This window comes from Micrococcus sp. M4NT (genome assembly GCF_033790745.1).
GTDB lineage: Bacteria > Actinomycetota > Actinomycetes > Actinomycetales > Micrococcaceae > Micrococcus.
In genome coordinates, this window is the sequence record NZ_JAMYEH010000003.1 from 37,201 (window position 1) to 50,747 (window position 13,547).

The 13,547-nt window shown below is 73.5% G+C and carries 14 protein-coding genes; 7 read left to right on the top strand and 7 right to left on the bottom strand.

Features of this window, described 5'->3' with window-relative positions:
- Nucleotides 1-185: 185 nt before the first annotated feature.
- The 6 genes from NJC10_RS02620 to paaA are packed head-to-tail and all read right to left on the bottom strand — an operon-like array spanning nt 186 to nt 4,839.
- Entirely contained in the window at nt 186-971 is a 786-nt protein-coding gene (locus tag NJC10_RS02620) for an enoyl-CoA hydratase/isomerase family protein (RefSeq protein ID WP_298985253.1), read from the bottom strand.
- A gap of 49 nt (nt 972-1,020) precedes the next feature.
- Nucleotides 1,021-2,190, bottom strand: a complete 1,170-nt coding sequence (gene paaE / locus NJC10_RS02625) for a 1,2-phenylacetyl-CoA epoxidase subunit PaaE (RefSeq protein ID WP_319074408.1) — start codon at nt 2,188-2,190, stop codon at nt 1,021-1,023.
- Nucleotides 2,190-2,699 carry a 1,2-phenylacetyl-CoA epoxidase subunit PaaD gene (gene paaD, locus NJC10_RS02630; protein WP_319074410.1) on the bottom strand — a complete coding sequence of 170 codons (510 nt, stop codon included), beginning with the start codon at nt 2,697-2,699 and terminating at the stop codon, nt 2,190-2,192. The genes paaE and paaD overlap by 1 nt, the downstream gene beginning before the upstream one ends.
- Complete coding sequence (gene paaC, locus NJC10_RS02635) at nt 2,696-3,529, bottom strand: 1,2-phenylacetyl-CoA epoxidase subunit PaaC (protein ID WP_298985248.1); 834 nt, start codon at nt 3,527-3,529, stop codon at nt 2,696-2,698. The genes paaD and paaC overlap by 4 nt, the downstream gene beginning before the upstream one ends.
- Nucleotides 3,526-3,828, bottom strand: coding sequence for a 1,2-phenylacetyl-CoA epoxidase subunit PaaB (paaB, locus tag NJC10_RS02640; protein WP_248117358.1), 303 nt, complete (start codon nt 3,826-3,828; stop codon nt 3,526-3,528). The genes paaC and paaB overlap by 4 nt, the downstream gene beginning before the upstream one ends.
- Nucleotides 3,829-3,831: 3 nt before the next feature.
- Nucleotides 3,832-4,839 carry a 1,2-phenylacetyl-CoA epoxidase subunit PaaA gene (paaA, locus tag NJC10_RS02645; RefSeq protein ID WP_319074412.1) on the bottom strand — a complete coding sequence of 336 codons (1,008 nt, stop codon included), beginning with the start codon at nt 4,837-4,839 and terminating at the stop codon, nt 3,832-3,834.
- A gap of 222 nt (nt 4,840-5,061) precedes the next feature.
- Between paaA and NJC10_RS02650 the strand changes: the two genes are divergently transcribed.
- Both NJC10_RS02650 and NJC10_RS02655 read left to right on the top strand, forming a co-directional pair.
- Nucleotides 5,062-5,514 carry a hypothetical protein gene (locus NJC10_RS02650; RefSeq protein ID WP_319074413.1) on the top strand — a complete coding sequence of 151 codons (453 nt, stop codon included), beginning with the start codon at nt 5,062-5,064 and terminating at the stop codon, nt 5,512-5,514.
- Nucleotides 5,511-7,184 (top strand): hypothetical protein, encoded by a 1,674-nt coding sequence (locus NJC10_RS02655; RefSeq protein ID WP_319074414.1) that lies wholly within the window; start codon nt 5,511-5,513, stop codon nt 7,182-7,184. Before NJC10_RS02650 ends, NJC10_RS02655 begins: the two co-directional genes overlap by 4 nt.
- Nucleotides 7,185-7,194: 10 nt before the next feature.
- Here NJC10_RS02655 and NJC10_RS02660 read toward each other — a convergent pair whose 3' ends face one another.
- Nucleotides 7,195-9,108 (bottom strand): FAD-dependent monooxygenase, encoded by a 1,914-nt coding sequence (locus tag NJC10_RS02660; protein ID WP_319074415.1) that lies wholly within the window; start codon nt 9,106-9,108, stop codon nt 7,195-7,197.
- 211 nt (nt 9,109-9,319) lie between these two features.
- Here NJC10_RS02660 and NJC10_RS02665 point away from each other — a divergent pair, with 211 nt between their 5' ends.
- The 5 genes from NJC10_RS02665 (at nt 9,320) to NJC10_RS02685 (ending at nt 13,543) form a co-directional block, all read left to right on the top strand.
- Nucleotides 9,320-10,090, top strand: coding sequence for an IclR family transcriptional regulator (locus NJC10_RS02665; RefSeq protein WP_248117369.1), 771 nt, complete (start codon nt 9,320-9,322; stop codon nt 10,088-10,090).
- Between the two features lie 30 nt (nt 10,091-10,120).
- Nucleotides 10,121-11,251 carry a histidinol-phosphate transaminase gene (locus NJC10_RS02670; protein ID WP_319074416.1) on the top strand — a complete coding sequence of 377 codons (1,131 nt, stop codon included), beginning with the start codon at nt 10,121-10,123 and terminating at the stop codon, nt 11,249-11,251.
- Nucleotides 11,252-11,661: 410 nt separating this feature from the next.
- Nucleotides 11,662-11,841: a NifU family protein gene (locus NJC10_RS02675; RefSeq protein WP_319074417.1), complete on the top strand. Its 180-nt coding sequence runs from the start codon at nt 11,662-11,664 to the stop codon at nt 11,839-11,841.
- Between the two features lie 71 nt (nt 11,842-11,912).
- Nucleotides 11,913-12,242 carry a bifunctional 3-phenylpropionate/cinnamic acid dioxygenase ferredoxin subunit gene (locus NJC10_RS02680; protein WP_298712694.1) on the top strand — a complete coding sequence of 110 codons (330 nt, stop codon included), beginning with the start codon at nt 11,913-11,915 and terminating at the stop codon, nt 12,240-12,242.
- Complete coding sequence (locus tag NJC10_RS02685) at nt 12,239-13,543, top strand: NAD(P)/FAD-dependent oxidoreductase (RefSeq protein WP_319074418.1); 1,305 nt, start codon at nt 12,239-12,241, stop codon at nt 13,541-13,543. Before NJC10_RS02680 ends, NJC10_RS02685 begins: the two co-directional genes overlap by 4 nt.
- Nucleotides 13,544-13,547: the final 4 nt, after the last annotated feature.

The following is a 13,547-nucleotide window of genomic DNA, read 5'->3' on the forward strand; positions in this document are numbered from 1 at the left end:
GTTCGGTCGGGAAGTGACACGGGTCACCGTATACGATGTGGTGTGACTCGCGCCACGCCCTCGAGGGATGTCGTGATTGTGACGTCCCCCACGGCCCGCTCGACGGCGCCGCCCGCCCCCTCTCACGGAGGGGGCGGGCGGCGCCGTGGTCTGGGTGTCGCGGGGGCCTGTGGAGGACGGAGGGCTCAGCCGCGGCCGGTGAACTCCGGCTTGCGCTTCTCCTGGAAGGCCTTGAAGCCCTCCGCGTAGTCGGCGGTGCCGCACAGGTCGCCCTGCGCCACGTTCTCCGCGTCGAGGGACTCCCACAGGCCGACGCGCTCGTCACGGATCTGGCGGACCAGCTCCTTCGACGCGCGGAAGGCCAGCGTCGCGCCGGAGGCCACCTGGGCGGCCTTGGCGCGGGTGAACTCCAGCAGCTCCTCGGCCGGGACCGCGCGGGAGAACAGGCCCGCCTGCACGGCCTCGGCCCCCGAGATCAGCTCGGCGGTGTAGATGAGGTCGAGCGTGCGGTGCGCGCCCAGGCGCTCGGTGAACAGCCAGTGGCCACCCGAGTCCAGGGTGGCGCCGAGGTTGGCGAACGGCGAGCCGATCTTGGCGTTCTCGGCCACGTAGACCACGTCGGTGGCGATCGCGAGGCCGAGTCCCACGCCGAGGCACGCGCCCTGCACGGCCGCGAACGTCGGCACCGGGATCTCCGACATCGTCCGCAGCACGGGGGTGACCCTGTCCCGCAGGTACGCGGTGGCGTCGTCGTCGGCGGGCGTGACGTGGGAGATGTCCCGGCCCGCACAGAACCCGCGCCCCTCGCCGCGCAGCAGCACGGCGCGGACCTCGCCGGTCTCGACGCCGGCCGCGGCCTCCGCATAGGCCTCGCCGAGCTCGGCCAGGGCGGCCTCGTCGAGGGCGTTCATCTTCTGGGGCGCGTCGAGGACGATCTCGGCGACGCCGTCGGCGATGCTCAGCTGGATCACGGGGGCTCCTTCGGGCGGCTCGGTCTGGCTCAGGCGGGGCGGGCGCGGATCAGGCGTCGAAGTCGACGGTGATGGCGTCCGAGGTGGGGCGTGTCTGGCACGTGAGGACGTAGCCGGCGTCGACCTCGTCCTTCTCGAGGGCGTAGTTCTCGCCCATCTCGTACGTGCCGTCGGTGACCTTGGCGCGGCAGGTGCCGCACACGCCGCCGGCGCACGCGAACGGGACGTCCGAGCGCACGCGCAGGGCGGCGTTCAGGATGGTCTCGTGCGCGGACGCGGGGGAGTCGACCTTGGCGGTCAGGCCGTCCAGGTTGAACTCGATGGTGACGTTCCTGCCCGAGGGGTCCACCTCGACCACGCGGCCGGACTGGCCCTGCGGGTTCTCCGGCTTGCCGGTGGTGAACAGCTCGAAGCGGATGTCATCCTCGGACACGCCGCGCGTGGCGAGGGTGTCGCGCATGAGCTGGACGAGCTCGAACGGGCCGCAGAGGAACCACTCGTCGGTGCCGTCCACGTCGATCACCTGGTTGAGCAGGGTCTCGAGCTTCTCGGCGTCGATGCGGCCGGAGAGCAGCGGGGAGACGCGCTGCTCGCGGGAGAGCACGTGGTGCACGGAGAAGCGGGCGGGGTACTTGTCCTTGAGGTCGCCGAGCTCCTCGGCGAACATCACGTCCATGGCCGAGCGGTTCGCGTAGACCAGGTCGAAGCGCGAGGTCTCCGATGCGGCCAGCACGGCCTTCGCGATCGCCATGATCGGCGTGATGCCCGAGCCCGCGGCGAACGCCACGAGGTGGGCGTTGTCCTTCTTGGCCACCTGCTCCGCGGCCACCTTCTCGGCGTCGTTGAGCGAGGTGATGTGCGAGCGCGAGGTGAACGCGCCCTGCGGGTTCATCACGTCGATCTTCTCGCCCACCTGCAGCTGCTCGTTCGCCCAGGTGGAGAACCGGCCGCCGAAGTCCTTCTTCACGGCCACGCGGATCTCGCCGCGCGTCGGGACGGCGCAGATGGAGTACGAGCGGCGGACCTCCTGCCCCTCCAGCTCCTTGCGCAGGGCGACGTACTGGCCCGGCACGTAGTCGTAGTCGTCCGCGAGCTCCTCGGGCACCGCGAAGGTGACCTCCACGGAGTCCTCGGTGAGCCGGCGCAGCTCGGTCACCTCGAGGGTGTTGAAGGCGGCGCGGCGCTTGCCGGCAGCGGGGGCGGCGGTGGTCTCGGTCATCAGTGCACCTTGAAGTAGTCGAAGGGCTCGAGGCACTCGTTGCAGGTGTACAGCGCCTTGCACGAGGTGGAGCCGAAGCGGGTGATCTCGCGGGTGTTCAGGGAGTGGCAGCGGGGGCACTTGACGGTCAGCCCGATCCGCACGGGGCCGCCGTCGGCGCGCGCCGACGGCGGGGCGATCCCGTACTCGTTGAGCTTGGCCTTGCCCTCGTCCGTCATCCAGTCCGTGGTCCACGCCGGCTGGAGGACCAGCCGCACCTCCGCGTCCGCGAACCCGGCGCGGGTGAGCGCGCGGGCCACATCCGTGGAGATCGTCTCCATCGCGGGGCAGCCGGAGTACGTGGGGGTGATGACGACGACGGCCTTCTCGCCCTCCGCGTGCGCGTCCCGGAGGATCCCCAGGTCCGCGATGGACAGCACGGGGATCTCCGGGTCGTGCACGGTGGAGGCCGCGTCCCAGACCCGCGCGTCGGCGGGGTCGGCGGGGCGCAGCTCGCTGGCGGTGGTCACCAGGTGGCCCCCGGGTGACGGCGGGCCAGGGACTGCATCTCGGCCAGGATGTAGCCGCGGTGCTCGCTCATCTCACCGGAGCGGTCGCCGCCGCGGGCGGTGCCCGTCGCGGGGACCTGCAGGCCGGCCGCCGTGATGGCGGACGTCAGGCGGGACATCGTGGGCTCCTCGAGGGAGGAGGGGAGCACCGCGACGCCCTCCTCCGCGAGCGAGCGGGTGAGGTCGTCGTCGTGGAAGAGCTCGGGCACGTAGGGCCACAGCTCGTCCAGGCCGCGCTGCATGCGGCGCGCCGACTCCTCGGTGCCGAGGCCCAGGCGGTTGAGCCACTCGGCGGCGTGGTCCTGGTGGTACAGGACCTCCTTGAGCGCCTTGTCCGCGATGGCGGCCAGGGTGGCGTCCGTGGACTCCTTCAGGCGCGAGTAGAGCTCGTACGCGTAGAAGGAGAAGTACAGCTGACGCGCGATGGTCTTGGCGAAGTCGCCGTTCTCGGCCTCCACGAGGCGGACAGAGCGGAACTCCTCCTCGTCGCGGAAGTAGGCCAGGTCGTCCTCGCTCTTCCCCCACGCCGTGCCGGCGTAGGAGAGGAGGAAGCGGGCATGGCCGACGAGGTCCAGGGCGATGTTGCCGAGGGCGATGTCCTCCTCGAGCTCCGGGGCGCGGGAGATCCACCAGGAGAGGCGCTGGCCGAGCATGAGCGAGTCGTCGCCCAGGTACACGGCGTAGCGGGCCACCTCGTCCGAGGCCTTCTGCTCACCGGAGGAGATCTCCTCCGCGGTGATGGCGACGCCGGCGGAGTGCTTCGTGGCGGAGTCGTTGGTCGCGAAGCTCACAGGTGGGGCACCCCCTCGGACTTCTGGTAGTAGGTGGCGTGGCGGTAGGACTTGCCCTGGGCGGACTCGAAGAAGCCGCCCTTGGAGTCCGGGTCCGAGGCCGCGATCGCGTCCGCGGGGACGACCCACACGGAGGTGCCCTCGTTGCGGCGCGTGTAGAGGTCACGGCCGTTGCGCAGCGCCATGGTGGCGTCCGGGGCGTGCAGCGAGCCCGCGTGCACGTGGGAGAGGCCGCGGTTCGCGCGGACGAAGACCTCCCAGAGGGGCCACTCGTTCGAGGCGGAGGTGTTCTCGGTCATGGATCAGGCTCCGATCAGCTGGGTGTCGGCCGCGGCGTGCTGCTCGGCCTGGCGGCGGGCGTAGGCGGCGGCGGCCTCGCGGACCCAGGCGCCGTCCTCGTGGGCCTGGATGCGGCGGGCCAGGCGCTGGGTGTTCATGGGGCCGTTGCCCTTGATCACGGCGTTGAACTCCTCCCAGTCCAGCTGGCCGTAGTCGTAGTGGCCGCGCTCCTCGTTCCACTTCAGGTCCGAGTCCGGCAGGGTCAGCCCGAGGGCCTCGGCCTGCGGGACGATCATGTCCACGAAGCGCTGGCGCAGGTCGTCGTTGGAGAAGCGCTTGACCTTCCACGCCATCGACTGCTGGGAGTTCGGGGAGTCGGCGTCCGGCGGGCCGAACATCTGCAGGGCAGGGCCGTAGGTGCGGTCCACCGCGTCCTGGGCCATCTGCTTCTGCTCCGGGGTGCCGTTCGAGAGCTCGAAGAGGATCTCCCAGCCCTGGCGCTGGTGGAAGGACTCCTCCTTGCAGATGCGCACCATCGCGCGGCCGTACGGGCCGTAGGAGGCGCGGCACAGCGGCACCTGGTTGCAGATCGCGGCGCCGTCCACGAGCCAGCCGATCGCGCCCATGTCCGCCCACGTGCGGGCCGGGTAGTTGAAGATCGAGGAGTACTTGGCGCGGCCGGTGATCAGCTGCTGGTTGAGCACGTCGCGCGGGGTGCCGAGGGTCTCGGCGGCCGAGTACAGGTACAGGCCGTGGCCGGCCTCGTCCTGCACCTTGGCCATGAGGATGGCCTTGCGCTTGAGCGAGGGGGCGCGCGTGATCCAGTTGGCCTCGGGCTGCATGCCGATGATCTCGGAGTGCGCGTGCTGGGAGACCTGGCGGGTCAGGGACTTGCGGTAGGCCTCGGGCATCCAGTCGCGGGGCTCGATGCGCGAGTCCTCCGCGATCAGGCGATCGAAGTTCTCCTGGCCGGCCGCATCCTCGGGGGACGGGACGGAGGCCAGGGGGGTGGTCGAGCTGGTCTGCGTCATGGGGTTCACCTCACGTGAGAGTGCGGGCTGATGGTCCGTGCCCGGGGTCCGCGCGCGGCGGATCGAATTACTGACCGTTCGTTCAGGATAGGGGAGGGTGTGAGGTGGGTCAACACCCCCGCCCGCCGGCTCCTCCTGCACAGGTCACGACGCACGGGCCCCCGTCCCCGGCCGGCCCCTCGCCCGGGGAACGTGGCCGGGCGCCCTCCCTACCGTGGGGCCATGCCCGTCGCCGAGCTGATCTCCGCGCCCCTCCTCCCTCCCTCCCCGGTCCCGCTGCTGCGCGCCGTGGGCCTGGACGACGTCGTCGCGTCCCTCGCCGGCCGCTTCAGCGGCGCGCAGGACGATCTCGAGGACGCGCTGGGGGCCGCTACGGTGCTGCGCGCGGCGTGGGATCCCCTCCAGGGGCTGCTCCGGGAGCTCCTGGCGGCGCAGGGGATCATCCGCGCGACCCTCGAGGTGGAGTGGCGGTCGAGCGCGGCGCGGGAGCACCTGGCCCGGGCCGAGGCGCTGCTGGCCGAGGCGGGGGCGCTCGTCGCCTCCGCCGAGGAGTGGCTGGCCCTGCTCGCCGCGGCCGAGCGGGAGGCTGAGGACGCCCGGCTCGCCGCCGAGCAGCGGATCCGCCAGGCGGAGGAGTCCGCCCGGGCCGCATTGCTGAGCGTGGCGGGGGTGTGAGCGGCGTGGGAGACGTGGTCCGCTTCAGCACCCAGGGTGGTCCGGGGTCCGTCTACGCGGACCTGGACGGCATCGACGCGGCCGCCGAGCGGTTCCGCGAGGCCGCGGACGTCACCCGCGTCCTGGTGTTCCACGCCGAGCACGCGGCGTCCCTCGTGGACCGGGCCGCCTCCGGCCCGGGCGCGGCGGCCCGCCTGCGGGAGGCGCTGCGCGAGGGCGCCCGCCGTCTCCAGGGCCTGACGGACGCGCTCGCCCGCAACCGGGAGGACCTGCGGCGGGCTGCGGAGGCGTACCGCCGGGCCGAGCAGGGGGCGGCCGGCGTCATGGACGCGGAGGACCCGCGGGCGGCCGTGCTGGGAGCCGCGCTCGAGGCGCGGGCGGCGGACGGCCTGTCCGTCGAGGAGGCGGAGTTCCTCGTGCGGGCGGGCACGGAGGTCGTGGGGGAGGCGCTCCTGGCCCAGCTGCTCGGCCTCCCCGTGGGGACGACGGTGGACGAGGGCATCGCGGCCATCGGTGGATTCGGCGGGCCCGTGCGGGACTGGGTGGCGGGGCAGTGCGCCGTGGGGGAGCTGGGCGGTGAGCTCGAGTGGGCGGCGGACCGCCTGGGGGACATCGACCCCAGCCTGCGCCTCACGCCCGCGGCCGCGTGGCGGCTCATCGCCGAGGTCTACCCGCTCCTGGACCCCACGAACGCCGATCCCCTCGAGGTCGCCGGGGAGCCTGTGGACCACCTCGAGGCGCCCCGGCGTCTCACCGGCCACCTGTCCGAGGTCGCGCACCTCATCCCGCGGCACAGCGACGGCGAGGGCGCGGTGACCGTCACCCGGATCCGCGGCGCGGACGGCGCGGACGTGTGGCTCGTGGGCCTGCCGGGCACCCAGGAGGGGCTGCTGCCGCAGCATCGCTCGGACAACTGGGCGGACGGTGGGGGCAACCTCGACGCGCTGGGGAACGACTCGCGCCGGACGGCGGCCGGCATCGCGCAGGCCCTCGCGGCGGCGGGCGTGCCGACGGGCGCCGACCTCCTGCTGGCCGGGTACAGCCAGGGCGGCGTGCACGCGGTCAACCTGGCGGACGATCCCGGATTCTCCCAGGCCTACTCGGTGCGCGGCGTCATGACCGTGGGTGCGCCGAACGGGAACCAGTCCGCGCCGGCCGGTGTGCCGATCCTCGAGTTCGCCACGGACCGTGACCTCTACACCGCGGCCGACGGCGGCCCGAACCCCCTCGGCCTGCAGCGGGCCACCGTCACCTTCCACCCCGAGGGGCCGGACGAGGCACCCGCGCTGCTCGCCCCGGGGACCTCGTCCGAGGCGGGATGGCAGGACGGGATCGAGCGGCTGGGGCCGGACCGGCTGGACCCCCACGACCTGCCCGGGCTCGCCTCGCGCCTGGGACAGGATGCGGAGGCCGTCGCGACTGACCTGGACCGGGCCCACGCGCTCGGGGACTACACCCGCATGATCGAGGACTTCGAGGCCGCCGACCCCGCCGCTCGCGCCGAGGTGGCCGGCGTGCACGCCGCGCTCGCCGGGCTGGCCACGGGCGCCGTGCTCTCCAGCCGGACGGTGCGCCTGCAGCGGAGCGTCGAGGGCGCCGACGCGCGGCGTCGGGCGGGGGTGGTCAGCCAGGCGCCCGAGGAGATCGCCCGCACGCCGCGCAGCCGCTGAGCCGGTCGGGTCAGGCCCGGTCGGACAGCACGCCCGCGAAGAACTCGTTCACCATCGCGGGGGCGTCCAGCGGGAAGACGCCGGACACGTAGTGGTCCGGGCGGACGACCACGACGGCGCCGTCGCGGCTGATGCCGCGCGCCTCGAAGACGTCCTCGCCGTGCTTGGGCCGGCACGTGGCGAACACGTTGTTCAGGTCGCGCAGGCCGAGCGGGCCCGTGGTCGGCACGAACACGGCGGGCGCGTCGGTCCAGTCGAACTCGGACTGCTGCTGCTGGTACACGACCTTGACGTCGAACACGGTGTCCTCGGGCGCGCCGGGCGGGGTGAAGCGGTTGCGGAAGGACTGCGGGTCCTCCGCGATCGCCCGGGCCCAGGCGGCCGCCTGCGAGTCCGCTGAACGGGGGGACGCGGAGTCCGCGAACACGTAGACGCGCCAGCGGCCGTCCGCGCGGTGCAGGTGGCCCAGGTGCTTCACGTTGGTGTCGCACGAGCGCTCCACGAGGGCGGACTTGAAGCGCTTGCCCACAGGGAAGCCGGATGCCAGGTCCTGGTGCGCGGTGCCCGAGGTCAGCATGGACGGCTGGTACTGGGTCATGAAGCCCGCAGGGAACTCAGCGGTCTTCGTGTAGAACTCCGCCACGTAGTTCGGATCACCCAGCTCGGAGACGGGCTTCGCCATGAGCGTGGACCACTCCTTGTCGAAGTCGATCAGGTTCTTGGCGATGTCCTTGCGCTCGTCCGCGTAGGTGGCGAGCAGCTCCTGGGGTGCGCGGCCGGAGAGGACGTGGCCGAGCTTCCAGCCCAGGTTCCAGCCGTCCTGCATGGACACGTTCATGCCCTGGCCGGCCTTCGCGGAGTGGGTGTGGCAGGCGTCGCCGAGCAGGAACACGGTGGGCTGGCCCACGCGCTCGCGGTTGTCGAAGCCCGAGGTCAGACGGTGGCCGACCTCGTACACCGAGTGCCAGGCGGTCTCCTTCACGTCGAGGCGGTAGGGGTGGAGGATCGCCTGGGCGCGCTTGATGACCTCCTCGAGCGGGGTCTTGCGGATGGTGTGGCCGTCGCCCTCCGGCACCACGCCCAGGTCCACGTACATGCGGAACAGGTGCCCGCCCTCGCGGGGGATGTGGAGGATCGAGCCGGCCTGCGAGTGGATCGAGCACTTCGTGCGGATGTCCGGGAAGTCGGTGTCCGCGAGGACGTCCATGACGCCCCACGCGTGGTTGGCGGCGTCGCCGGAGAGGGAGTGGCCGATCGCCTTGCGCACGCGCGAGCCGGCGCCGTCCGCGCCCACCACGTACGCCGCGCGCACGGTGCGCAGCTCGCCGTCCTCCGGGTTCTCCAGGGCGTTGCCCTCGGCGTCCACCGTGCGGCGCAGGGTCACGGAGACGGGGTGCGCGCCGGTGCCGGAGTCGTCGAGGGACTCGAAGGCCCAGCCGTAGTCGGGGGCCATGCGGGCCGGGGCGTTCATCATGAACTCGGCGAACCAGTCCAGGATGCGCGCCTGGTTCACGATCAGGTGCGGGAACTCGGAGACGCCCTCCGGGTCGTCCTCGGCGAGCTGGGTGCGGACGATGTCCGCCGGGTCCTCGGGGTCCGGGTTCCAGAAGGCCATCGAGGTGAGGTCGAAGGCCTCGTCGATGATCTGGTTCGCGAATCCGAACGCCTGGAAGGTCTCCACGGAGCGGGCCTGGATGCCGTCGGCCTGGCCGATCTCGAGGCGGTGCGGGCGGCGCTCGATGATGCGGGCGTGGACGTCCGGGAACATCGCGAGCTGGGCCGCGGCGATCATGCCGGCGGGGCCCGTGCCGACGATCAGCACGTCCATCTCGTCCGGCAGCTCGGCGGGGCGGGTGAGGCCCGTGCCGGCGGCGGGCTGGACGCGGGGATCGGTGGAGACGTAGCCGTGGTGGTGGAACAGCATGGGAGACCTTTCGCTGCGGCCGAGGATGGCACCCGGCGCCTGTTCGCTCAGAGAACGCGTCGTTCCCAGAGGGAACACGCCTGTGGCAGACTGTACGCGGGCGTGACCGGCTTCACAACCCCGCGTGGGGGCGCCCACACGCCGTCCGGTGTGCCCCCGCGCGGTCCATCCACCCCGTTCCGCCCGGCCCCGTTGAGCGAAGGAGCGCACGATGCCCCCCGAGACGTCCCGCTCCCGCCCCGTGCGCGCCGAGGCGCCGTCGCAGACCCTCTCCCGTGCGCTCACGATGCTCGAGGCCGTGGCCGAGGCGCCCACGCCGCCCACCATCGCCGAGCTCGCCGAGGGCCTCGGCGTCCACCGTTCGGTGGCCTACCGCATGCTCCGCACCTTCGAGGAGCACGGCCTCCTGCGCCGGGACGACGCCGGCCGCGTCCTCGTCGCCCCGGGCCTCGCGGTGCTTGCGGGCCGGGTGGAGCCGGACCTGCGCGCCGCGGCCCTGCCCGAGCTCACCTCCGTCTCGGCCGACCTCCACATGACCGCCTTCCTCGTGGTCTGGGACGGCGCGGACTGCCTCACCCTCGCCACGGTGGAGCCCCCGCGCGGCAACCTCGTGACCCAGCGGCCGGGCACGCGCCACCCGCTGGGGGTCGGCGCGCCGGGCATCGCCCTCGCGGCCGCCATGCCGGAGGCGGAGTGGGCCGCGCAGCGCGCCCGCCGCGCCGAGGGCGGGCAGGGGGTGGGCCCGCACGACGACGGCGCCGAACGTCCGGAGGTCGCCGGCGCCCGCGCGCGCGGCTGGGCCTCGAGCCGCGACGAGGTGATCACCGGCGTGTCCTCGGTGGCCGTGCCGCTCGCGGTGCGGGGCCAGTTCCCGGCGGCGCTCGCCGTCGTCTTCGCGACCCGGGCGGAGGACCTCGAGGCGATCGGGGCCCGCCTGTCCGCCGCCGCTCAGCGGGTGGCGGCCGCCCTCGGCGACGGCTGAGAGCCTCGTCACCGCCGTATCCTGTGCCACATGACCGACTCCGCTCAGCCCAGCCCCGCCGTCGTCCGTGCCCACGCCAAGGTCGGCAAGCTGCCGCCGTACGCGGCCGGCAAGCCGCCCGTGGCCGTCCCCGGCCTCACTCCGTACAAGCTCTCCTCGAACGAGAACCCGTTCGCCCCGGTGCCGGGCGTCGTGGAGCGCGTGCACGAGATCGTGACCGGCGTCGAGGGCGCCCCGAGCCTGCTGTGCCGCTACCCGGACCCGCTCGCCACGGAGCTGCGTGAGAAGCTGGCCACCCACCTGGACGTCCCGGCCGAGGACATCGTCACCGGCGCCGGCTCGCTGGGCGCGCTGTCCCAGATCATCACCGCCTTCGCGGGCGAGGGGGAGGGCACCGAGCCGGACGAGGTGATCTTCGCGTGGCGCTCCTTCGAGGCCTACCCGATCGTGGCCCGCAGCGCCGGCGCGAAGGACGTCATGGTGCCGCTCACCGCGGACCACCGACACGACCTGCCGGCCATGCTGGACGCCATCACGGACCGCACGCGCGTGATCCTGCTGTGCACCCCGAACAACCCCACCGGCCCGGTGCTCACCACGGTCGAGGTGGAGGACTTCCTGGCGAAGGTGCCCTCCCACATCCTCGTGGTGATCGACGAGGCCTACGTGGAGTTCATCCGGGACGAGGACGCCGTCAAGGGCCCGGAGATGTACCGGAAGCACCGCAACGTGGTGGTGCTGCGGACCTTCTCCAAGGCGCACGGCCTGGCCAACCTCCGTGTCGGCTACTCCGTGTCCCACCCGGAGATCACCTCCGCGCTGCGCACGGTGGCCGTGCCCTTCGCCGTCTCCACGCTCGCCGAGCAGGCCGCCGTCGCCTCGCTCGAGCACCTGGACGAGGTCCTCGGCCACGTGCAGACCGTGGTGGACGAGCGCGAGCGCGTCGTCGCCGCGCTGCAGGAGGCCGGCTGGGACGTGCCCGAGACCCAGGCCAACTTCGTGTGGCTGCCGCTGGGTGATCAGACCGCCGCGTTCGCCGAGGCAGCCCAGGCCCGAGCGCTCTCGGTGCGGGCGTTCGCGGGCGAGGGCGTCCGCGTCACGATGGGTGAGGTCGAGGCCAACGACCGCTTCCTCGAGGTGGCGCGCGCGTTCCGGTCCTGAGTCGATCGGGGGAGGTGCGCGTCGCCGCCGAGGGGAGTAAGGCCCCCCGTAGCTCACGCCCGTCAGACGTAATTCCGGTGACGGCACCGAGCGTCCCGGACCGCCGGTCCGGGGCACGGCACCCCAGGCGAGGACCCCATGGCCCTCCTTCTCCCCGTGACCCGCGCGCTGCGCGAGCGCGACGTGACCGGCCGAGCCTGCCGGTCTACGTGCTGCTGATCGCGATGCGCGTGCCCGCACCGTGCTCACCTCCATGTGGGCCTCGGCGAAGGGCTGCCTGCGCAAGGTCACCTCGATCATCCTGGTCACGACGGCGCTGCTCTGGGTGCTCCTGAACGTCCCCGTCCGCTCGGACGAGGACATGGCCGCCGCCGCCCCCGCCCCGCTCGAGGCGCTGCGCGGACGGGACGGTGCGCGCCGTCGTCGCCGCCGGTGCGGCGGACGTGGTCGAGATCCGGGACGGCACCGTGACGCTCGCTCTCGGCGGGACGTGCGGCGGGTGCCCGGCCCGCGGCTTCACCACCCACCGGCGCATCGGGGCGGAGATCCGGCGGCTGTGCCCGGGCCTGCGCGCCGTCGAGGTCCTCTGACGCCCGCGCGATACCGTGGCGTGCAGACCCTGAAGGAACCGGCGCGGGCCGGCGGAGCACGGAGGCAGCACATGGCGGAGCCCATCCACATCGGCGCGGCGGCGGACATCCCGGAGGGCGAGTCCCGCGTGATCCCGGCGCAGACGGCGGGCACGCGCGACGACGTCGCGGTGTTCCACGCCGAGGACGGCGCGTTCTACGCGATCGACGACACCTGCACCCACGAGGACGCATCCCTGGCCGAGGGGTGGCTCGAGGGGACGAAGGTCGAGTGCCCGCTGCACTCCGCCGAGTTCTGCCTCAGGTCCGGCGAGGCGCTGTGCCTGCCGGCCACGAAGCCGGTCGGCACGCATGCGGTGGAGGCGCGGGACGGCCAGCTCTACCTGACGCCGGGCGAATGAGCGCGGGCCTCGTGCCTGTGGCGGACGACGGCGGGGCTCCCGGCGGGGCTTCCGCCTCCGTGCTCGTGCTCGGCGGCGGGCTGGCCGGGTTCTCCCTGGTGCGCGAGCTGCGCCGTCGCGGTTTCGCGGGCGCGCTGACGATCGCGGACCCCGAGGGCCTGCCCTACGACCGACCGCCGCTGTCCAAGGACTACCTGACCGGGGAGACGGACGGGCCCCGGCTGCTCCTCGCCCCGCCGTCGTGGTTCGCCGAGCACGGGGTGGAGGTCGTGACCGCGCGGGCTGAGGCGCTCGAGCCCGGCGGCGCGGACGCGCGGCACCGCGTGCGGCTGAACACGGGGGAGGCCCGGGAGGCGGACGTCGTGGTCCTCGCGACGGGCGGTCGGGTGCGCCCGCTGGCGGTGCCCGGCGCTGACGATGCGCGGCTGATCACCCTGCGCACCCGCGCCGACGCGGACGCACTCGTGGCCCGGCTGCACTTCGGGGCGCGCGTGGCGGTGATCGGCGGAGGGTTCACGGGCGCCGAGGCCGCGTCGTCGGCCCGCGCCGCCTTCGCCGACGTCACGCTCGTGACGAGCACCGAGACGCCCTCACTGGCCGCCGTCGGACCGGCGATCACCGCGCGCCTGCACCGCATGCACGCCGAGAACGGGGTCGTGGTGGAGGTCGGGCGCGTCGCGCGGATCGAGCACGCGGACGGGGCGGCGGACGATCCCGGCGGCGGACTCCCCACCGCCCACCGCGTCCATCTCGAGGACGGCCGCACCGTGGACGCCGACGTCGTCGTGCTGGCCACGGGCACCGTCCCTGAGACCGCACTCGCCGAGAAGGCCGGGATCGAGACCGCGGACGGCGTGCTGGTGGACGCCGCGGGCCGGACATCCGTGCCGGGGATCCTCGCCGTCGGCGACGTCGCGCGGCTGCGGGACTCGGCCTGGCCGGCGTCGCGGCACTGGGAGCCGGCCATGCAGGCGGGCGTCGCGGCCGCGACGGCCCTGATGGGCGAGGAGCCGGCCGTGCCCGGCGCGCCGTGGTTCTGGTCGGACCGGCACGGCGCGCACGTCGAGGCCGTGGGGGACATGGCGCTTCCCGACGGCGGCCGGCACGTCCACCGCGAGGTGCGGGGCCGGACGGTGGCGAGCTTCGCGCTCGCCGCGGACGGCACGATGCGCGGGGCCGCGTCCGTGGACGATCCGATGGCCGTGAAGGCGGCGCGGCGGATCATCGACCGCGCAATCCGGGTGGACCCGGAGGCCCTCGCGGATCCGGCGGTGCCCGTGAGGTCTCTCGCGCGCGGGTGACGGC

Excerpts from the sequence above, each read along its gene's own strand:
- paaE (WP_319074408.1), bottom strand. The coding sequence starts at position 2,190 with ATGACCGAGACCACCGCCGCCCCCGCTGCCGGCAAGCGCCGCGCCGCC.
- paaB (WP_248117358.1), bottom strand. The coding sequence starts at position 3,828 with ATGACCGAGAACACCTCCGCCTCGAACGAGTGGCCCCTCTGGGAGGTC.
- paaA (WP_319074412.1), bottom strand. The coding sequence starts at position 4,839 with ATGACGCAGACCAGCTCGACCACCCCCCTGGCCTCCGTCCCGTCCCCC.
- NJC10_RS02650 (WP_319074413.1), top strand. The coding sequence starts at position 5,062 with ATGCCCGTCGCCGAGCTGATCTCCGCGCCCCTCCTCCCTCCCTCCCCG.
- NJC10_RS02660 (WP_319074415.1), bottom strand. The coding sequence starts at position 9,108 with ATGCTGTTCCACCACCACGGCTACGTCTCCACCGATCCCCGCGTCCAG.
- NJC10_RS02665 (WP_248117369.1), top strand. The coding sequence starts at position 9,320 with ATGCCCCCCGAGACGTCCCGCTCCCGCCCCGTGCGCGCCGAGGCGCCG.
- NJC10_RS02670 (WP_319074416.1), top strand. The coding sequence starts at position 10,121 with ATGACCGACTCCGCTCAGCCCAGCCCCGCCGTCGTCCGTGCCCACGCC.
- NJC10_RS02680 (WP_298712694.1), top strand. The coding sequence starts at position 11,913 with ATGGCGGAGCCCATCCACATCGGCGCGGCGGCGGACATCCCGGAGGGC.
- NJC10_RS02685 (WP_319074418.1), top strand. The coding sequence starts at position 12,239 with ATGAGCGCGGGCCTCGTGCCTGTGGCGGACGACGGCGGGGCTCCCGGC.